Here is a 17,376-nt window from a genome sequence, read left to right as displayed (position 1 = left end):
TGTGCTGAATCCCGTATGCCGCGCTGCGATCATCCATTTCGCAGCGCGCCTGCCCTTCGTTCGGTCAATTCGATTTCACCGGCCCTCCCTTAAGCAGCACGGCAAGCTCCGACGTGTATCGGGCCAGCTGCACGCTGATTTCCGAACGCATCACGTCGCGCGTCATACCGAACCGGTCCTCGTAGCCCCGGCAGTAATACCGGTGGTACACGACCAAGTCCGACTGCTCCTCACTCAGAATCCGGATATTGCGCCGCTTCAGTTCCCGCCGCAGTCCGTACAGATCCTGCACGATGCGGTCCAGAATCTTCTGCCCAGCCATCAAATACCCGCGTTTCAAAATATTCGTGGTATGCTCCACGTCGGCGATGCTCTTCTCCACCATCTTCTCCATATGCGGCAGCAAGATATAGTCGCGCAGCATCGTCCGCTCTTCCATCGTAATGATATTGCGCTGTTTGGGCACGGGCGCCTTCGCGGCCGCGGCATCCTGGCCGCCGCCTCCGGCATGCTGCTGGTCATACTGCTCCGCATGCTCGGTGAGTAACATCTTGGATTTCCATCGTTCGTTGCCGTCCAGCCTGCTCATTTGTAGTGTCCTCCAATTTGCTCTGCCCTTTCCCGCGCCACGCCGGCATCCAGCAGCGAGGAGGCGCGCATAATCGCATCGCTCCCGTAGCGGTCTTTGATCTCGTCGATAACCCGTTCCTTGCGGTAAGCGCGGGCCCGATCCTCAAACAGCGTCAGCTGAATGGCGCTGTCGTCCGTCAGCTGCGACAATGCAATACTGAGCCGGCTCACGGGCCGCCCGCTCCAGTGCGCCTTGAACAGCTTCAGCACGGCGGCCGCCACCTCGTGAGTCAATGACGTCGGCTGCGGCAGTGTCATCTGCCGGCTGAACCAGCTGGAGCGGACGCCGTCGGTTTCCGCAGCCGCGACCGATACGACCGCGCCGAGGAATCGATTCCGCCTCGTGCGCTGGCAAACCTCCACGACCAATTCCAGCAGTACGACCTCGATATCCGCCAGCTCGCGGTACAGATTCCAGCGAAGCGCCTTGCCGTGGCTGACGGATTTCAGCTGATGCCGGATGCCCGCTTCCACGGGGCTCGGGTCGATGCCCCGTGCCGTCTGCCAATAGTAACCCGCCTGAATGTCGCTCTGCTTGCCCATCTCGCGCCGCATGCGCCGCTTGAACTCGCCGAAATCCATACGGGCGATATCGCCGATATACGATAACCCCATCCGGGTGAAGTGACGCGTCATCGCCGAGGCGACCATGAACATCTGATGCACCGGAAGCTGCCACAGCGTGGATTCCAGCTTGTCGTACGAGAGCTCGAAGACGCCTTCCGGTATTTTTTTGGCATAATTGTCGGTAGCCATCTTGGCCAGAATCTTCGTAGGTCCGATACCGACCCGCGACAGAACGCCCGTCGACAGGAGAACATCGTGCTGGATGCACGCAGCCAGCTCCTCCGGAGAGCCGAAATATTCCAGAGAACCCGTGACGTCGAGAAACTGCTCATCGATGCTGTAAGGCTCCACCAGCTCCGTATACGATTCAAAAATTTCGGTAATCAATAAAGAGATTTGGATATACGTTCCCATCCGGGGCCGGATTACGACAAGCTCCGGACACCGGGCAAGCGCCTCTCCGACGCGCGACGCCGTGGTCACGCCGCGGGACTTGGCGATGGGACACGCCGCGAGTATAATGCCGTTCATCCTTGACGGATCGCCTACGGCAACCGGTTTATCGCGATACTCCGGGTGGGCAGCCTTCTCCAGGGAGGCATAGAATGACTGTCCGTCGATCAGGAAGATTTGCCTCGACATCGGTGATCCCCTCCACGAAAGCGAATATATGTTCGTATAAATATTATATACCGAACATACGCTCTTAATGCAAGGTCAAAATCTGCCTGCATGCCCATTTTTTATTTTCGCCCCCTGGCATACCGCTAAACAACAAAAAAGCGGCATCCAGCGCTTACAGCAAGCGCTGAACGACCGCTATTTACCACCGTTTTCGAAGATGGATCCTATCCCTGCACGGAATGCCGTTCTCGTAGATCGGCTCCGCGTAATGCTTGATAAAATAATCCGGCTCCACGCCGACGATACGAAAGCCGCATTTCTGGTACAAGGCCAGCTGCTGAAGGCTGGAGTTGCCGGTTCCAATGTGCATCTGCCGATAACCGAGCTCCGCGCTGTACCGGACCGCGTGCTCGATGAGCCGCTTCCCGAAGCCTCTGCCCTGATGATCCTCGCGTACCGCTATATTTATGATTTCCATCGTATCCGGTCCAGCGGCCAGCAGCAGACAGGCGCAAATAGTTTCATTCTCCAATTCCGCTACGAAGCAGACGCTCCGATGCACATAGGCTTCAATAACCGAGCGATCCGGATCAGCAAGCAGAAGCAGCGCATAAGGCGGCGCTTCCCCGGGCTTCAACATTCGAATCATCGCGGGTACGTCCTCCTCTCGCCATATCTCATGCAGCGAGTGTTGCAGCTTTCTCTATAACAGCGTCAGCAGCTCGTTCAATCGCTTGATCGCGTGCAGCGGCTTCGCTTCGAGGCCGTCCCGCCAAGGCTGATTCGCTTGCACCCAGATGGTCGCCATGCCGCAGCGAGCCGCGCCCTCGATGTCATTGACGGGATGATCGCCGATGAACAGACATTCCTCCGGCCGAACGCCCAGCCCGTCGGCCGCCAGTCCGAAGATGCGGGCGTCCGGCTTTTTCACGCCCGCCTCCTCCGACACGAGGATAAGGTCAAAATCGCCCCGGATGCCGAGGTGATCGATTTTGCCGTACTGGACTTGCGTCGTGCCGTTCGTGACGAGCCCGATCCGGTATTTGCTCTTCGCGCGCTCGATCACTTCCCGCGCCTGATCCGCCAGAACGGAACTGCTCGCATAGCCCGTCTTCCAGTGCGCCATCAGTTCGCTATGCAGGGGCCGAACCTGCCAAGGCAGTTCATCAAGCAGCTCGGTGAACAGCGCATGCCTGTCCTTATAACCGTCCTCGTCCAGCTCCACGATGCGGCGCAGCATCGCCCGCCGATCCTCCACATGGCCGAAATGCGTCGTCAGGAACGCCTCCGCGAATCCGCTGAACGTACGCGTCCGATCCAAGATCGTATTGTCCAAGTCGAACAAAACCGCTTTAATCCGCTCCATCGTTCAGTCTCCCTTCACCCGTATGCACGCCTCGTCCCGGCTTTGCACGAATCGCCCTCTTGCCGCTCACACTTCTGCCGTTAGCTTCCTCACGGCCAGCGTCACGCAATCCGAGGTCAGCTTCCCCGGCTGCCCTTGCCGTTCAATATCGAAGGCCAGCGGTTTAACGAGCCGCCTCAGCACTTCCCAGCCCGCATACTGCCGATCCAATAGCGCCAGCAGCTGCTCCGCCGCCAGGTTAATCTCGAACAACGGGTCGAGCTCTTCGCTCGTAGCGACCAGCGTTTCCCGCTGGTTCGTACCGATCACCAAACAGTTAATGCCGTTAACCTTCGTCCCTCGAGCCATCTCCGCGAGCTTATCCCCAGCGCATCGATCGTGCAGACATGCTCCAGCGCAGACACCGCCACAATATAATCATAGGCGCCCGGCTCAATCTCGAACGCTTCTATGCCGGACAACACCGGCCGGATGAAGGCGTCCACGCCGAACTCCCGGCTGTAAGCGGTCAGTCCGCTAATCGCCGATTCCAGCACATCCACGCAGACGACGCTGCCCCGGCGATGCATCAAGCATTCCGCAATCGGAATGCTGTTTCTGCCGACGCCGCAGCCCAGGTCGAGCACGGTCAGCTCCTCATTGCCGTCGAAGGCTTCGAGCAGCTCCATTACTGTCTGTACCGGCTTATGCAGCCAAGAACCGGGCTCAAAGAGCTTGCTCCGCGCATAGCAATCGTCGTGGTACTGCTTCTCTTGTTCCCGAATATAAGCGACGCGATCCATGCCTTCACGCTCCCTTGCGAACAATTAACCGATGATTTTCTGATAGCTGGCAATGTCCAGCCGCCGTCCGAATTTCAGCCCGACTTCCTGAAAATGCGCGCACTTCACATAGCCATGCCGATCGAATAACCGCATGCTCCGTTCATTCTCTGTGCAAATCGTAGCAACAAGCACATGAAATCCACCTGCACGGCAGGCCTCCTCCACGAAAGCGATCGCTTTGCTCCCGACGCCGCGCCCCAAATGGTTCGGATCGAGATAGACCGTAACTTCCGCCGTCACGTCGTAAGCCTGCTTGTTCTTATGCTGCGTGAGGAGCACATAGCCGATCAGTACATCACTTTCCAAGATAGCGAAGGTTTTGAATTTGGGACTGGCGTTCATGACGTTAACGCGAATCTCGTCCAGCGTCAGCGGCTCCGTGTGAAATGAAACGGTCGTATGCTCCACGTAATAGTTATAAATGGCTAGTATCTTCGGCAGATGCGACTCGTCGACTTCTTTGAACAAGGTGGCAGGTTCAGGTTCGGTAGGCATGTTTGATTCTCCTCGCAGGTCGATCTTCATAAGTCTTCACTCCTAGCGTTTTCTCATCGTGATCGCATACGCTTCGAATCCCGCGCTCCGCCAGAAACGCTCGCCGGCGGGGTTCGAGCTGAGTACGTCAATAATAACCGTCGCGCCGGGAGGAAAAGCCCGCTCCTGCAGCAGCTGAACACCCGCCCGCCCAATGCCTCTTCCACGGTACGCAGGCTCAATATAATACTGGCGCAGATAAATCTCCTGCCGCTCCGCGTCGTAGGGATGACGCCGCAGCTGATAGAGCGCATAGCCGGCAATCGCAGCGTCCAGCCGCAGAATCGCGCATGTGTAGCCCGACGCCATCAACTTCAACATCCGTGCCTCCAGCTCGTCCAAGGACATCGGATTCTCGCTTTGCTCGTCTAGAATCAACTGCCGGTTCATGCGCGCCGCAAGCGCGGCATCTTCCTTACCCGCGAAGCCGAAAGTGAGCTCTTCCAGTGCGATCCCCCCTGCTTTCTTATCCGATCCCTGTGCCCGCAGCAGCTTGCTCTGGCCAGCATTCATCTAAGCATCCGAAGCGCCCGGCTTCCAGCCGATTTTCTGGCTCCATCTGCTCGCACTGCGCATCATATCCCAAATGTAGGGCTCTTTCTCCTCCACGTACCGTTCGCGGTCATTCCGGTGCGAATTAGCCAGCGCGTATTTGATTGCCGCATATCGCTTCGCTTCATGCTTGTGCGCCCGTACATAATCTCGGAAAAGCAGCGCGAACTGCTCGGAGAAGCTCCCCTGCTCGCGAACATGAATATGCGTCCGGCGCATCCCTTCCGATTCCCGGAAATACCGCTTGGATAAATCCAAATTGTCCATCCGGCGTACGTAGCCAAGCGATGCCAGTCCTTCCGACATGGCCTCCAGATCCTCGAGCAGCGCAATCGATATCTGAATATCAATGACCGGTTTGGCATCCAGACCGGCAATCGAAGTCGAGCCTATATGGTCGATGCGAAGCGCGTGTTCGTGCAGGCCCCTGCGAAGCCCGGAGCCGATCTCTGCAAATTCGGCTTTCCAGTTGGGGTCATAAGGAACAATGACAATAGCATCCTTCATCGGCTGGCCCTCCTTATCGCCCGAAACACGGCAAAAATAGCCAGATAGAGCGCAAAGCACAGCAAGAAACAAGCGCCGTAACCGACCCAACCTACATGGAGGACCAAGAAATAGCTGTCATGGTACTGGAAGTCCGTCTCCTGATGTTTAATTACAGCTTGCGCGCCTAATAGAAGAAGATAGATGATCAAAGGCACCGCAGCAGATACAGCTACAGCGGTTGACAGTTGACGTAAACGCATGTCATTCCCCCTTCACTGCATATATGTGCGCATATCTGGCTTAACATTCCGGCGCCAGAGCCGCCGAAGTCCTCTGCAGTCCAGCAAGCCTATGCCGTACCCCAACGAATTCAGAATGGGAGTGAACACTACAGAAATTAATGACATTAAATATAGGCCTATCGGCATGGACACGACGTGTCCGCGCAACGATTTCTTGCGAATGAGATTCCAGCCGAGGAGAAGCGGAGAACATGCCGCTCGCCTCATCGCATTCCTTCCCGATCCCGACAAATGGCATAGGCAAGCTGGTACAGCTCCGCCAATTCGAAGCGCCCGTTCCCTTGCAGCCTCCGAACCGCTTCATCGAGTTCTACCGCCTCGACGCATACAATCTGCTCGCCGTCAGGAGGATTAAGCGGTTTGCCGACGATCCTGACTTCCCCGTAACCAACGACACGCCGAAATCGAGGATAAGGAATATACGGCCGATAAGGGGCTGCGGCGCTGGATTCGCACAGAAAGCAGCCGAAGATCCGGTAGGACACAAGCTCGGCACCGAGCTCTTCCGCCATTTCGCGCCGCAGCGCAGCCCAATAGGACTCCCCTTCTTCAAGCGTACCGCCGGGCAGCTCCCAGCGTCCGTTCTCCTGCTGAATGACCACGACTTTGTTCCCGACAAAAGGGATGATGCTGACATTGCTTACAAGCGACTCGTCGCCCGCGTCTTCCGCACGCGCAAAAACCGCCGTGACCGGCCCCCAATTAATCGGCCGCGCAAGCGTCGGAAATTCCCTGCCGTCCAATGCATCCATGTCATTCGTCTCCCTTTCGGTTTCTTACGAACGCCGAGGAATAGGTACCTTGTTCATAAATTAAAGCATTCAACTGCTGGCCGTAGGCGCAGCCGCCGTCAATGCCGATTTTATCGCCTCCGAACCAAACGGCGGCAGAGTCTTGCAGCTCCGACGTTCGCGTATGGCCGAAAATAACCAGTCGGTCCACCACCGTCTTAACATGAAGGAATTCACCTTTAATATTCATAAAGTCGTGCTCCGGCTGTTCCTTCCAATTCGCGTACAGCGGATTCAGGCCAGCATGCACATAAATATGTTGGAGATTTTCATGATAGAGCGGCAGCCCTTGGAGAAATGCAATATGCTTCGCATAGTTGCCGCTCAAATACTGTGAGAACTCTTTCAAATCATACGGATCGAAGGATTCACTGCGGATCCCGGCATAGCTCTGCAACGTCGTCAATCCCCCATGTTCCATAAATTTTATTGGAACTTCAGGATCATGGGATATCGCCAAATCGACCAACCGCTGGTCATGATTGCCACGGAGAGCAATGACATTGGGCTGTCTGGTCAATTCCATGACTAGTTCTACGGTTTCTTTGCTTTGCGGGCCGCGGTCCACGTAATCCCCCAGCAGCATAAGCTGATCCTCATCCGCGCGATAGTTTACAAGCTTCAGCAGCTCGTCCAGCTGTACCGCACAGCCGTGAACATCGCTAATCATGAGTATTCGTGTCAACCCGTCACCTTCCATCTACAAGAATGTTGGGACAAGAATGAGTGCGATGGCTGCCATCACCATAACTGCCGTAACAGGCAGCGTTAACCTCTTATTGCGCGGCGATGAATGCCAGCCCCTGAATTGAAGCCGGTTTCTGTACAGCACGAAGAAGAATAGAAAATTCCCGAGTCCCCGCAACAAATGCGCCGCAGGCTGCCCTGGCATATCGCGAAGCAAATATCGTTCCGCGCCATCGAGCACATACAGCGCAACAGCTAGCAGCAAGCAAATCCGCAGTAGTTCAAGACCAGCCGTACCCCATCTTGCCATGGATCGCGATCCTCCGCCTTTCATTCAGCGTTCAACCGGTCCGGTTCATTGTTTCACGCTGCAGACGGGAAGCTTCGTCCATGATCGTTTTGAAGATCTTCTGCACCATTTCGTTTGTAAGCGGACCATCGTTCAACTGATTAAGGTGGTTAAATATATGCCGTTCACGCTCGGGATCGAATACTTCTTTCGCCATCCCTTTCTTCACTTGACCGATCTCAATTGCGACCTCAGCGCGTTTATTGAGCAAGTAAAGAAGCTCCAGGTTCAGTCCGTCAATTTCAGCACGCAGCTGATCCAAGGTTTTCGTCATCGTGTCTCTCCCTCATTGTGTTCGACCTTGTTCATCATTTCCTAATATTGTATCTGATGGGGGCCGTTCTGTCTTTCCCTTTTTATTGGCAAGCTCACGTTCGCCCCAAGCCCCACCCGCCCCTAGAACACCTTCGGATCTCGGAGCTCCGCCCACTGCATCGCGGGCTGGCCCGTTTCCTCAAGCGTAATCGTGCCGGTAAATACCTGCTCCGCGTCTACATGGTCCCGATAATGTGCCAGCATGAAGGCATTAATTGTGGAAAAAGTCAGCTGCGGCCATGCTTCCTGATCAACCCAGAACAGCTCCCCCTCGTCCGAAGCGCGAACCGATCGTCCGGTCGTTCGGCCGAAATACACGTATTGCTGCCTGATCTCGGCTTCTTTCACCCGCAGCAGGATGTAACGAAGCTTCAAATCAATCAGCTCGGACGCCTGAATCCCCGCTTCTTCATAAATTTCTCGCAGGCATGCTTCACGCGGACTGTTCAGCTCATGCGGCTCCATATGCCCGCCAACCCCGCTCCAATATGTCTCCGCGTGCAGACGGCTGCCTGATTTTCTAATGAGCAGCAGCTCATCCCCGTGAAATAGATAGGCAACGGCCATTTGTCTTACTTCCATCCGACCTCTTCCTGCCGCTTACCCGCCCTCCGAAAGCGCTGCCATTTATAAAAGTGACCGCCTACAGATCGATAGCCATCTGAATGGTGATGACGTCCCGTTTATTTTCCATCGGAATCCGTTTCATGTCGTACGGTTTAAACCCATGCTTGTGATAAAAAGCCAATCCTCGCGCGTTAGTCTGATGACAGGAAAGCAGCAGCTTCTGCATGTGAAGCTCTGACTTGGCCTTATGCATCATCGTCTTCAGCAGCACTTCCGCTGCGCCCTGGCCCCGGTAGCGCGGAGACACAATTACGTTGCCCAGCCAGCAGCTTGTTTCCTGACAGTCGTACAAATTGGCGTAACCCGCCGTATGTCCTGTCGCCGCGTCGATTACAACGGTTGGCAAGCGCCGGTACTCAAGCAGCTTCATGATTTGATCCGGCGTCAGCGGATAGTGAAACCTCGGACTGACATAAAACAATTCATCCGCGGATTGCGGGAACGAAGCGATCCATCTGAGATCCTCGCCCATTAAGGACCGATGCGTAAACATGCCTGCTCCCCCTTTATCGAGGAGTGCCGCGGCATCTGCTTGCCTGGCCCTCCTGCTGCTGCAAAATCGAAGGGATCTATGATCCAGCTTCGCATAACCTTCTCCGACCCTACTGCTCGGAGAAGGACAACCCTTTCGCCTTCATCGCTTGGCGGATTTTCTCGAGCGCATTCGGACCGATGCCATGGAGCTTCTTGAAATCGTGCTCGCTCATTCGCGAGACATCCGCCAGGCTGGACAGCCCGGCGTTTGCCAGTGCGCGGTGGGCGGGCTTGGCCAGCCCGCCCGGAAAATCCTGCTTCTGTTGATTGCCTTGCTCTCTCTGCATGCCGTCCCTCCATTCTAGCGGATTGTGCGAATGGGCTTCTCGATCGCGTACAATTCATCGTCAATCTGAGCCATCTTCTCTTGAATCAATTTCCGAGCATCTGCGAGTGCTTGGTTATACATGTAAGGACCAAGCTCGCCGATCATGAAGTCGATCAGCGTCTCGGCGCCCAATTCGCCGATCGTCTCGGAGCGTTCCTCCTCGAAGTAGGTCTGCAGGCTGCGGATCAGCGCTTCCTTCTGCTCCCGCGGCAGTTTAATGGATGTGAACATCATGTAACCCTCCTGATTGTGGGACAACTATTTTTTCCTTCGGCCAAACAATATTCAAGCTATCACCTGCCCTCTTCCACGGCACCTAGTCCGCGATGTAATACTCGCAGCTCTCCAAGTCGATAGCATGCGATACCCATTGGCCGACGGCTTCCGCGTGTCTCTCCGACAATGTGAAATGACCGGTCACGGGATGATCCTTCGAAAGCCCAAAAAGCATACGAAGCTGATTGAGCGACACCGATACCAGTTCTTCTTCGCCCTCGATCGTTAATTCGCCTTTTCGCGTCCAAAATAAAGATCTGGCATCACTGCTGCTTAAGTACGGCGATACGCACTCATCCACGTACAGCCCCTGCTGCCTGGCAAAGCGCACAGCATCCCGGCATGGCCTGCTGCTGCCGATATAGAGACAGTCGTCGTAGCCGAAATGCACGAAGAAACGATTGCGGCGTACCAGCATGCACCAAATGATACTCCGGTAAGCCATGCTGCAAATGTCCGCGATCCTCGCGGCGTCTACGAGCTGGTCATCCTGAAGATGAATATCCGCGAATCTAGCTTCGAATAAGGGATCCACCTTGCTCCGCAAGTGAGCGGTCGGGTTGATGACGCGCACTTCGTCCACATCCGATTCACGAAGGAAAGCCTGTACTGTGTCGACGTATGCCGCTTCCGCTTGAACATAAGCCTCCATCGTAAGCGGCTCGCTCTCGCTAAGACGACTGCTCTCCGGCGGGCTCGTCCTGTCCTGCTTCATTTTAGCGCCGCTGGAATCCCGCTCGGAAGGATTATGTTTGCTGACCCGCCAATAAAACATACGCATGCCTCATTTTCTTCAATCAAATTGACCTTCTATTAAACGGATAAGGCCCGGATTGCGAAAAGGCCGACTGAAGAAAGCGCGGGACGCCATTCTCATTATTGCTTCCGATCAACCGGTCCGCCGCAAGCTTCACTAATTCGTGCGCGTTGCGCACGGCGTATTTCTCGTCAGCCGCTTCGAACATCGGCAAGTCGTTCAAGTTATCACCGAAGCAGACGAGTCTGTCAAACCCGTATCGGGCCTTCAAATCAAGCACCGCTTCCCGCTTAGTCGCCAGATAGCTTGCGATCTCGAGCCAGTGGTAACCGGGGGTGTAAATATCGGGACCATAGTGGCAGATGCAGGCCGCGTCCTGCTTGAACCTGTCGTTCGTCGCTTGCAGTCGTTCCGGCACATCGATGGCGTTTATCGTAATGATTGATTCATCCAGGCATTCCTCGTAACTGTCGACGAGCCTGAAACGGGCATCTCCGCCGCTCAGCCGATTGACGATGTAGTGCGCTTCGCTAGGATTGAAGACCCCTCGGTAATAGATGCGGGACTGACCATCTCGGTCGACCGTGTACATGAGCGGATTCAGCCCGGCTTCCAGATACGCGCGGATGATTCGCTCACCACGTTCGCGAGGCAGGTAATTTGCACGGAGATGCTTGCTGAGCCCGGTATCATAAATAAAGACGCCATTGATGAGCACAACCGGCAACTTCAAATGAATGCCTTTCATAAGGTCACGCGTGGATTCCCATGAACGGGCCGTCGCGATCGTAAATGGAAGACCTCGGTCGATCAAGTCATTCAGGATGCCGGCCGTTTCTGCGTTCACGGTCTGATTGTCGTTTAGCAGCGTACCGTCCAAATCGGAAACATAGAGTGTGCGCATGCAGGACTCCTTTGCTTGTATTGACATAATGCCGAACCTATTCAAATGTACGCCCTGAAGTGGAAAAATGTTGCATTTACAGGCATTCCAGCCTTTCGATCATCCTAACGACTAATCTAGCTGCTCCGCTTCCACACGCGATAAGCCGTATACACTGCGAGCAGGAAGCCCGCATAGACCGCTGCAGCCGGCAGCACCGAGCGCCAACCCTCCGAAATTCCGTCGCCGATAAAGGCGAAGATAAGCATCGCCGGAATTTTGCCGAGCAAGGAAGCTGCGGCATAGCTCAGCAAAGGAATAGACACAATTGCCGCGTAAATATTCACTGCCGTTTGGGGCAGAATCGGCATAAGCCGCGCCAGCAGAATGGATCGAAACGGATGCTGCTCCACCATCGACGTCCAACGCTCCGTCAGTCGGTAACGACGAAGCATGGCCCGTCCCCGCTCGCGCAGTGCATACCGGAACAGCCCGTACATGAGCAGCGCGGCAAGCCACGCACCGAGCAGACTGATCAGCGCGCCGCTCAGCGGTCCGTATAGAAACCCCATTGTGCCGATGACGACGCTGAACGGGATAACGGGGATGCATGCCAATAAGGCGACGAGCAGCAGAATGAGCGCAAGCGGCACAGTGCCTCCTTTCATCCATAGGAGCAGGCTGCTTTTGTTCAGCCACACCGCGCTCACGATACCGAGATAGAAAAGCAGAAGCAATCCGCGCCTTACTCTAGCTGCGCTGCTCCTGAATGCGGTTCCGACTTGCCTTGTATCTTTACTCATCCGCGTCTCCTAACACTTGTCGATATGTATCTGTAATCTACTGGAAGGAAACGGATATGCCTCGGAATAAAACGAACGAACAGCGCAAATCCTACTTCTATTAAATGACTGCGACTTCGCGAGGCCTGAACATGCCTTTACGAAGGCTGAAGACCGCGAAAGGCGGCCTCGACCAGCTGTTTCACAAACTCATCGCGCAGCGGCTCACCTGTGACCAGCATACGGTAAAAAATTGGCCCGTAAAGCAAGTCAACGCAAATCGCCAAATCCAGCTCTTTGCGCAGCTCCCCTCGTTCTATGCCCCGGCTCATCATCATAACCGCCTCGGATCTACGGGGATGTATATAGCGGGATCGACAAGCTTCCATTAAGACCTTATCTTGCTGACCTTCTCCGATAATTTCGGCGATTATTCTGCCTTGTTGACTTTCCATGAATCTGCACAGGTTCGTTGCGTGAATAAGCACGTCTTCGAAGACGCTGCCCGTATCGGGGACAGGAAGTCGATTTGTGGCCGCAGCCAAAAAACCATCCATCACCACGGCTGCTTTGTTGGGCCACCATTTATAAATGGTCGCTTTGCTAACCTCGGCGCGTTCTGCAATCTTCTCAACGGTCACGCCTTTAAATCCACTTTCCAAAAGAAGCTCATACGAAGCCGTTAAAATGGATGTTTGCGTAATCGGATTTCGCGGCCTGCCTCTGCTTGGCATCATGTCTCTCCTTCACCCAGCTATTTCCTATAGCTAGTATATTCATTTTCCAAGGCTAAATAAAGTTGGTTATTTACAAAACGGTACGTTCAGTATATATTTATTCCATTCCAATAAGTAAACGCATCGTTCAGTTATTGCCCTCACTGGCGATACTAAGAGGAAGGATGATACGAATGAGTCAACCACGTCCGGAGAATAAGCGAATCTCCGCGGGAATCATGTTCTTATTGGCTGCAGCATGCGGTCTTGTTGTTGCTAACCTGTATTACTCCCAAACGCTTGTCGGCCTGATCAGCGCCGACCTCAGCATCGCGCCGGGAGCGGCCGGACTTATTGTCACCATCACGCAAATCGGTTATGTCGCAGGCCTGCTCTTTATCGTTCCGTTAAGTGACATGCTCGAGAATCGCCGGCTGATCGTGGCCATGGTTGCATTTATCGTACTCGCTTTGTGCGGGGCTGCTTTTGCTTCCGGGTCGCTGATGTTCATGACCGCGTCGCTAATGATCGGATTGGGCTCAGTCGTTGCGCAGATTCTAGTACCCTTCGCTTCTTATTTATCAACTGAAGAACAGCGGGGCCGAGTTGTTGGCAATGTCATGAGCGGACTCTTGCTCGGAATCATGCTGGCACGTCCTGCCGCGAGTTTGGTTGCCGGCGTCTGGGGGTGGAACGCGATCTTCGCTATTTCTGCCGCGCTGATGGCCTTGTTAGGGATTTTGCTAGCCTTCATGCTGCCCGTACGACGGCCAGCAAGCAGCCTGCATTACGGGCAACTGGTTGCTTCCCTATGTAAATTATTCATAAAAACGCCAATTCTAAGGCGCCGAGCGTTCTATCAGGCTTGCCTGTTCGCGGCATTCAGTCTATTCTGGACGACGGTTCCCATACGATTGACGCAAGTATACGGCTTGTCCCAGAAAGAAATAGCGCTGTTTGCTTTGGTCGGCGTGGCAGGCGCTGTAGCTGCTCCAATCGCCGGAAGATTGGCGGATAAAGGTCGGACGCGCTCGATTACGCTGGGCGCCATATCCCTCGCCGTTGCGTCTTTCATTATCTTGGCGCTTGTTCATGCCAATCCGCACGTATCGGTCGCGCTGCTTCTGCTTGCGGCGATTATGCTAGACATGGCGGTATCCGGAAATCTCGTTGCCAGCCAACGGGCGATTTATTCGCTCGGCCAAGAAACAAGGGGGCGACTCAACGGCCTTTTCATGGCCATCTTCTTCATCGGCGGGGCTGTCGGCTCGTTCATAGGCGGCTTGGCCTATGCGCACGCGGGATGGACGACTACCGCATGGATCGGAGCGCTGCTGCCATTTGCGGCCTTCGTTTACTTCTTCACGGACCGCAAATCCTAATGTCACAATTTCAAGGCGCAGCAAAAAGCAGCCCCTCCTCTTCCGAGAAGGGGCTGCCCCTGTTCCTATAACGTGCTCGTTACAGCGTCTTACGCATATCCACGTGCGGAATGCCCGCGTCCATGTACGGCTCGGCGGACACTGTCGTGTAGCCAAGCTTCCTGTAGAAGCCTTCCGCAGAGCACTGCGCTCCTAGTATGGCTGCCGTATAACCACTCGATTTCGCGTGTTCCTCTATGAAAGCAATAAGCTGACGGCCGACACCGGTCCCCCGGTAGGGCAGCAGCACAGCGATGCGCTGCAGCTTGGCTACGCCTGGCTCATACGTCTTCCACCTGCCTGCAGCAATCGCCCGTCCATCGTCTTTCACGATGAAGTGATGACACGAAGCCGGCGAATCGTCGTACTCGTCCCGCTCCAAATCCGCGGGCACCTTCTGTTCGTTAACGAACACCTCAAACCGGACGGCGATCGCTTCTTCCAATTGTTCGTTCGTAGTGATTTTCAAGTATTCCATGTTGACAACCTCTTCCCCATCTATTCCCCATCTATTGCATTTGCAGATCTGCGGTCTGATCCTTCACGTCGTAGAACATTCGAGCTTCTCCTTGCAGGAAAGGACCGGCTTCGCGTTCGGCGAACAAATGAAGCTCGTGCATCGCGCGGGTACACACCGTATAGAACAGCCGCCGCTCGCTCTCCTTGCTGTAGCCTGACGGCGAAGACGAGGCATCGTAGACAAGCACCGCATCGAACTCGACGCCTTTCGCCAAATAAGAAGGGATAACAACAATACCCGGTTCGAATGTAGACGTCTCGGTCTTGATCAGGCGAAGCGAAGCCATGTCCTTCAGCGCTTCATAAGCTTCCGCGCTCTGGGCGGCGGTTTTGCATATGAGGGCGATGGTCCGGTTCCCTTCGGCAGCGAGCACCGTGATCCGCTCTCGGATCAGACTGTGAAGAGCTTCGGCATTAGACGCAATCCGCAGCGTCGGCCTCGCGCCGTCGCGGTTGAACGGCTGAATCTCATTGCCGCCCGGAATGAGCTTGCTCGTGAATTCTACGATGGGTCTGGTCGAACGGTAGCTCTGCTTCAGCACGACAGTCTCGGTCTCCTCGGCGGGGTACAGCGACGCAAGCGCAACGAAACCGGTGCTCGCACTCGCATCCGCGTGGGCATTGATGGACTGATTAAGATCTCCAAGTGCAGTAATGCGGCTGAACGGGAACAGCCGTTTCAAATAAGCAAATTGGAAAGCCGTATAATCCTGGGCTTCGTCAATCAGCACATGCCGAACGGAGGTGTTCGTTTGAAACCCTCGAAGGCGCTCCACCACATACAGGAACGGCGTTGCATCCTCGTAGGCCATCTCCTTACGGACCAAGCGCTCGTAGGTGTTTTGGCAGATCGCCTGCCAATCCGATGGAAGCTTCACGCCCTGTTGTACCGCCAATTCCGCTCCCAATGCCGGATCACGGAAGAGCTGCAGGAACGTCGAACGCACATCCACGAAAGCAAGCTTACGAATGCGTGAACGCACCGGCTTGACGGCTTCCTGCACGACATATTGACCAAGCAGCTCCCGCTCCCGGTCGAAATCGTCGAAGGAATCATCCCGAAGGCTCCGATTTTGACGTCTTAAGGTCTGGTAAGCTTTCATGTACGTATCTTTGTCGAGCAGCTCTACCGCCTCGTCGACCCAAGTCTCCTCCAGCGCTGAGCGATGCCTTGTTTTCAGAAGACCTAGCAGCCATTCAGCCGTCAACCGCATGCGATTGGGCACGGCAATAGCGGAATCAAGCCCATAAAAATAATCGCCGATTTCGGCGGCCGAAGCAAGCGTCTCATCTCTGAATGTGACGTCGCGGAAAACAAGCCCCTGCCCGCCCAAATAACCCATGTAACGGTCAATCAGCGCGACATAGTCCGTCGTCGCCTTGAAGCGAATGCCCGACATACGCGCATCGTAAGCGGTATCCTCGACTGAGGTTAAGGCATATTCCAGCTGCGTATAGGGATTCTCGAGCTTGAACGCACGCCCGATCCGTACGGCTAGATAGTCTTGAAATGTAGCCTGCTGCATGTTTTCTTCGCCAAGCTCTGGAAGAACCGTAGCTACGTAGCTGTTGAACATCGGATTCGGCGAAAACAACACGATCTGATCCGCCGTCAGCGTTCCGCGGAACCGATAGAGCAAATACGCTACGCGCTGCAATGCCGCCGAAGTTTTGCCGCTCCCAGCGGCGCCTTGAACGACCAGCAGACGGCTGTGTTCGTTCCGAATAATGCAGTTCTGCTCCCGCTGGATCGTGCCGACGATGCTTCTCATCTGTGCATCAGATTGCTTGCCCAGTACCTCCTGCAGCAGCTCATCGCCGATCGTGACGCCCGTATCGAACAAGCTGATGATTTCGCCTTCTCGAATGACGAATTGACGCTTCAGCAGCAGCTCGCCAGTGACAAGACCATCAGGCGTCTTCAGCTCCGCCGGACCCGGCGGATAATCGTAGTAAAGACTGGCAATCGGCGCCCGCCAATCATAAATTAAATAATCCTCGTCGCTGCTATCCCGGACGGAAGCAATGCCGAGATAGACTTGATCGACAGGAGCCCCTTCGCTTGCTTGGCGAAAATCGATCCGTCCAAAATACGGCGAGGACTGCAGCTTCCGCAAGGTTTTTAATTGCTGTGCCGCATGTCGATGCGTCCGCTCCCGCTCAGAGAGAATTTCCGCCTGCTGCTTGAGGCTGGCGAACGTTTCAGCCATTTCCGCGGAATCTTCCAGGTTCACGGTAACGTCGTCCCAGAAGTTTTTGCGGATATCGACCATTTCCAAATGCGTATCCGAGGTTTGCAGCTCCAGCGCTTCAATTCGTGTATCAATTTGGCGCACGACATCATCAACGCGTCGCTGCTCGTGCGACCATAATTCGTGTTTCTCACTCACGTTAAATCCACCCTCTCTTTTCATCAACTTTAGGCAAACCAGAGGTTGACTTCGCAAGGTTCACTGTGATATAATTATTTTGGATAATTGCGGTTAAATGGTTCTTCCTCAAC

25 protein-coding genes are annotated in these 17,376 nt (G+C 54.8%); 1 reads left to right on the top strand and 24 read right to left on the bottom strand.

Annotation, left to right across the window (positions count from 1 at the left end):
* Window positions 1–64: 64 nt before the first annotated feature.
* From KXU80_RS02840 to KXU80_RS02740, 22 genes are all read right to left on the bottom strand, one after another.
* Window positions 65–589 carry a YhjD family protein gene (locus tag KXU80_RS02840; RefSeq protein ID WP_219836788.1) on the bottom strand — a complete coding sequence of 175 codons (525 nt, stop codon included), beginning with the start codon at window positions 587–589 and terminating at the stop codon, window positions 65–67.
* Window positions 586–1,839 carry a DNA polymerase IV gene (locus KXU80_RS02835; RefSeq protein ID WP_219836787.1) on the bottom strand — a complete coding sequence of 418 codons (1,254 nt, stop codon included), beginning with the start codon at window positions 1,837–1,839 and terminating at the stop codon, window positions 586–588. The genes KXU80_RS02840 and KXU80_RS02835 overlap by 4 nt, the downstream gene beginning before the upstream one ends.
* A gap of 181 nt (window positions 1,840–2,020) precedes the next feature.
* A complete protein-coding gene (locus tag KXU80_RS02830; RefSeq protein WP_219836786.1) occupies window positions 2,021–2,470 on the bottom strand; it encodes a GNAT family N-acetyltransferase in 450 nt (149 codons plus the stop codon).
* A gap of 54 nt (window positions 2,471–2,524) precedes the next feature.
* A complete protein-coding gene (locus tag KXU80_RS02825; protein WP_219836785.1) occupies window positions 2,525–3,187 on the bottom strand; it encodes an HAD family hydrolase in 663 nt (220 codons plus the stop codon).
* Window positions 3,188–3,253: 66 nt separating this feature from the next.
* Complete coding sequence (locus tag KXU80_RS27770; protein ID WP_258171216.1) at window positions 3,254–3,535, bottom strand: hypothetical protein; 282 nt, start codon at window positions 3,533–3,535, stop codon at window positions 3,254–3,256.
* Window positions 3,493–3,969: a class I SAM-dependent methyltransferase gene (locus KXU80_RS02820; RefSeq protein WP_258171215.1), complete on the bottom strand. Its 477-nt coding sequence runs from the start codon at window positions 3,967–3,969 to the stop codon at window positions 3,493–3,495. The genes KXU80_RS27770 and KXU80_RS02820 overlap by 43 nt, the downstream gene beginning before the upstream one ends.
* A gap of 24 nt (window positions 3,970–3,993) precedes the next feature.
* Window positions 3,994–4,506: a GNAT family N-acetyltransferase gene (locus tag KXU80_RS02815; RefSeq protein ID WP_219836784.1), complete on the bottom strand. Its 513-nt coding sequence runs from the start codon at window positions 4,504–4,506 to the stop codon at window positions 3,994–3,996.
* Window positions 4,507–4,548: 42 nt separating this feature from the next.
* A complete protein-coding gene (locus KXU80_RS02810) occupies window positions 4,549–5,058 on the bottom strand; it encodes a GNAT family N-acetyltransferase (protein ID WP_219836783.1) in 510 nt (169 codons plus the stop codon).
* Window positions 5,059–5,604, bottom strand: coding sequence for a GrpB family protein (locus KXU80_RS02805; protein WP_219836782.1), 546 nt, complete (start codon window positions 5,602–5,604; stop codon window positions 5,059–5,061). It lies immediately after the preceding gene.
* Window positions 5,601–5,846 carry a hypothetical protein gene (locus KXU80_RS02800; protein ID WP_219836781.1) on the bottom strand — a complete coding sequence of 82 codons (246 nt, stop codon included), beginning with the start codon at window positions 5,844–5,846 and terminating at the stop codon, window positions 5,601–5,603. The genes KXU80_RS02805 and KXU80_RS02800 overlap by 4 nt, the downstream gene beginning before the upstream one ends.
* A gap of 245 nt (window positions 5,847–6,091) precedes the next feature.
* Window positions 6,092–6,640: an NUDIX hydrolase gene (locus KXU80_RS02795; RefSeq protein WP_219836780.1), complete on the bottom strand. Its 549-nt coding sequence runs from the start codon at window positions 6,638–6,640 to the stop codon at window positions 6,092–6,094.
* 1 nt (window position 6,641) lies between these two features.
* Window positions 6,642–7,364, bottom strand: a complete 723-nt coding sequence (locus KXU80_RS02790) for a metallophosphoesterase family protein (protein ID WP_219836779.1) — start codon at window positions 7,362–7,364, stop codon at window positions 6,642–6,644.
* A 15-nt stretch (window positions 7,365–7,379) separates the two neighbouring features.
* Window positions 7,380–7,676 (bottom strand): hypothetical protein, encoded by a 297-nt coding sequence (locus tag KXU80_RS02785; protein ID WP_219836778.1) that lies wholly within the window; start codon window positions 7,674–7,676, stop codon window positions 7,380–7,382.
* A gap of 31 nt (window positions 7,677–7,707) precedes the next feature.
* On the bottom strand, window positions 7,708–7,989 hold the full coding sequence (gene pheA / locus KXU80_RS02780; protein ID WP_219836777.1) for a chorismate mutase: 282 nt from the start codon (window positions 7,987–7,989) through the stop codon (window positions 7,708–7,710).
* Between the two features lie 122 nt (window positions 7,990–8,111).
* Complete coding sequence (locus KXU80_RS02775; protein WP_219836776.1) at window positions 8,112–8,612, bottom strand: NUDIX domain-containing protein; 501 nt, start codon at window positions 8,610–8,612, stop codon at window positions 8,112–8,114.
* A 61-nt stretch (window positions 8,613–8,673) separates the two neighbouring features.
* Entirely contained in the window at window positions 8,674–9,150 is a 477-nt protein-coding gene (locus KXU80_RS02770) for a GNAT family N-acetyltransferase (protein ID WP_219836775.1), read from the bottom strand.
* Window positions 9,151–9,259: 109 nt separating this feature from the next.
* The gene (locus tag KXU80_RS02765; protein WP_219836774.1) at window positions 9,260–9,478 is read right to left on the bottom strand and encodes a helix-hairpin-helix domain-containing protein; all 219 of its coding nucleotides are present in this window, start codon (window positions 9,476–9,478) and stop codon (window positions 9,260–9,262) included.
* Window positions 9,479–9,492: 14 nt separating this feature from the next.
* Complete coding sequence (locus KXU80_RS02760; protein WP_308858173.1) at window positions 9,493–9,753, bottom strand: DUF2164 domain-containing protein; 261 nt, start codon at window positions 9,751–9,753, stop codon at window positions 9,493–9,495.
* An 82-nt stretch (window positions 9,754–9,835) separates the two neighbouring features.
* On the bottom strand, window positions 9,836–10,570 hold the full coding sequence (locus tag KXU80_RS02755) for a DUF7683 domain-containing protein (protein WP_219836773.1): 735 nt from the start codon (window positions 10,568–10,570) through the stop codon (window positions 9,836–9,838).
* A 22-nt stretch (window positions 10,571–10,592) separates the two neighbouring features.
* On the bottom strand, window positions 10,593–11,456 hold the full coding sequence (locus tag KXU80_RS02750) for an HAD family hydrolase (protein ID WP_219836772.1): 864 nt from the start codon (window positions 11,454–11,456) through the stop codon (window positions 10,593–10,595).
* A gap of 116 nt (window positions 11,457–11,572) precedes the next feature.
* Complete coding sequence (locus KXU80_RS02745) at window positions 11,573–12,238, bottom strand: TVP38/TMEM64 family protein (protein WP_219836771.1); 666 nt, start codon at window positions 12,236–12,238, stop codon at window positions 11,573–11,575.
* Window positions 12,239–12,375: 137 nt separating this feature from the next.
* On the bottom strand, window positions 12,376–12,954 hold the full coding sequence (locus tag KXU80_RS02740) for a TetR/AcrR family transcriptional regulator (RefSeq protein WP_219836769.1): 579 nt from the start codon (window positions 12,952–12,954) through the stop codon (window positions 12,376–12,378).
* 173 nt (window positions 12,955–13,127) lie between these two features.
* On the opposite strand from KXU80_RS02740, the gene KXU80_RS02735 reads away from it, so the two are divergent.
* Window positions 13,128–14,315, top strand: coding sequence for an MFS transporter (locus KXU80_RS02735; RefSeq protein ID WP_219836768.1), 1,188 nt, complete (start codon window positions 13,128–13,130; stop codon window positions 14,313–14,315).
* A 79-nt stretch (window positions 14,316–14,394) separates the two neighbouring features.
* Here the strand turns inward: KXU80_RS02735 and KXU80_RS02730 are convergent, their stop codons facing one another.
* Both KXU80_RS02730 and helD read right to left on the bottom strand, forming a co-directional pair.
* The gene (locus KXU80_RS02730) at window positions 14,395–14,832 is read right to left on the bottom strand and encodes a GNAT family N-acetyltransferase (RefSeq protein WP_219836767.1); all 438 of its coding nucleotides are present in this window, start codon (window positions 14,830–14,832) and stop codon (window positions 14,395–14,397) included.
* Window positions 14,833–14,863: 31 nt separating this feature from the next.
* A complete protein-coding gene (helD, locus tag KXU80_RS02725; protein WP_258171214.1) occupies window positions 14,864–17,263 on the bottom strand; it encodes an RNA polymerase recycling motor HelD in 2,400 nt (799 codons plus the stop codon).
* Window positions 17,264–17,376 lie beyond the last annotated feature (113 nt).

The sequence above is a fragment of the Paenibacillus sp. R14(2021) genome (assembly GCF_019431355.1).
GTDB lineage: Bacteria > Bacillota > Bacilli > Paenibacillales > Paenibacillaceae > Paenibacillus_Z.
The sequence above is the reverse complement of the archived record's forward strand: the minus strand, read 5'-3'. Positions and strand labels throughout refer to the sequence as shown.

What these genes read in the sequence shown, in the direction of transcription:
- KXU80_RS02840 (WP_219836788.1), bottom strand. Translation starts at nt 589, where the DNA reads ATGAGCAGGCTGGACGGCAACGAACGATGGAAATCCAAGATGTTACTC.
- KXU80_RS02835 (WP_219836787.1), bottom strand. Translation starts at nt 1,839, where the DNA reads ATGTCGAGGCAAATCTTCCTGATCGACGGACAGTCATTCTATGCCTCC.
- KXU80_RS02830 (WP_219836786.1), bottom strand. Translation starts at nt 2,470, where the DNA reads ATGATTCGAATGTTGAAGCCCGGGGAAGCGCCGCCTTATGCGCTGCTT.
- KXU80_RS02825 (WP_219836785.1), bottom strand. Translation starts at nt 3,187, where the DNA reads ATGGAGCGGATTAAAGCGGTTTTGTTCGACTTGGACAATACGATCTTG.
- KXU80_RS27770 (WP_258171216.1), bottom strand. Translation starts at nt 3,535, where the DNA reads ATGGCTCGAGGGACGAAGGTTAACGGCATTAACTGTTTGGTGATCGGT.
- KXU80_RS02820 (WP_258171215.1), bottom strand. Translation starts at nt 3,969, where the DNA reads ATGGATCGCGTCGCTTATATTCGGGAACAAGAGAAGCAGTACCACGAC.
- KXU80_RS02815 (WP_219836784.1), bottom strand. Translation starts at nt 4,506, where the DNA reads ATGCCTACCGAACCTGAACCTGCCACCTTGTTCAAAGAAGTCGACGAG.
- KXU80_RS02810 (WP_219836783.1), bottom strand. Translation starts at nt 5,058, where the DNA reads ATGAATGCTGGCCAGAGCAAGCTGCTGCGGGCACAGGGATCGGATAAG.
- KXU80_RS02805 (WP_219836782.1), bottom strand. Translation starts at nt 5,604, where the DNA reads ATGAAGGATGCTATTGTCATTGTTCCTTATGACCCCAACTGGAAAGCC.
- KXU80_RS02800 (WP_219836781.1), bottom strand. Translation starts at nt 5,846, where the DNA reads ATGCGTTTACGTCAACTGTCAACCGCTGTAGCTGTATCTGCTGCGGTG.
- KXU80_RS02795 (WP_219836780.1), bottom strand. Translation starts at nt 6,640, where the DNA reads ATGGATGCATTGGACGGCAGGGAATTTCCGACGCTTGCGCGGCCGATT.
- KXU80_RS02785 (WP_219836778.1), bottom strand. Translation starts at nt 7,676, where the DNA reads ATGGCAAGATGGGGTACGGCTGGTCTTGAACTACTGCGGATTTGCTTG.
- pheA (WP_219836777.1), bottom strand. Translation starts at nt 7,989, where the DNA reads ATGACGAAAACCTTGGATCAGCTGCGTGCTGAAATTGACGGACTGAAC.
- KXU80_RS02775 (WP_219836776.1), bottom strand. Translation starts at nt 8,612, where the DNA reads ATGGAAGTAAGACAAATGGCCGTTGCCTATCTATTTCACGGGGATGAG.
- KXU80_RS02770 (WP_219836775.1), bottom strand. Translation starts at nt 9,150, where the DNA reads ATGTTTACGCATCGGTCCTTAATGGGCGAGGATCTCAGATGGATCGCT.
- KXU80_RS02765 (WP_219836774.1), bottom strand. Translation starts at nt 9,478, where the DNA reads ATGCAGAGAGAGCAAGGCAATCAACAGAAGCAGGATTTTCCGGGCGGG.
- KXU80_RS02760 (WP_308858173.1), bottom strand. Translation starts at nt 9,753, where the DNA reads ATGATGTTCACATCCATTAAACTGCCGCGGGAGCAGAAGGAAGCGCTG.
- KXU80_RS02755 (WP_219836773.1), bottom strand. Translation starts at nt 10,570, where the DNA reads ATGTTTTATTGGCGGGTCAGCAAACATAATCCTTCCGAGCGGGATTCC.
- KXU80_RS02750 (WP_219836772.1), bottom strand. Translation starts at nt 11,456, where the DNA reads ATGCGCACACTCTATGTTTCCGATTTGGACGGTACGCTGCTAAACGAC.
- KXU80_RS02745 (WP_219836771.1), bottom strand. Translation starts at nt 12,238, where the DNA reads ATGAGTAAAGATACAAGGCAAGTCGGAACCGCATTCAGGAGCAGCGCA.
- KXU80_RS02740 (WP_219836769.1), bottom strand. Translation starts at nt 12,954, where the DNA reads ATGATGCCAAGCAGAGGCAGGCCGCGAAATCCGATTACGCAAACATCC.
- KXU80_RS02735 (WP_219836768.1), top strand. Translation starts at nt 13,128, where the DNA reads ATGAGTCAACCACGTCCGGAGAATAAGCGAATCTCCGCGGGAATCATG.
- KXU80_RS02730 (WP_219836767.1), bottom strand. Translation starts at nt 14,832, where the DNA reads ATGGAATACTTGAAAATCACTACGAACGAACAATTGGAAGAAGCGATC.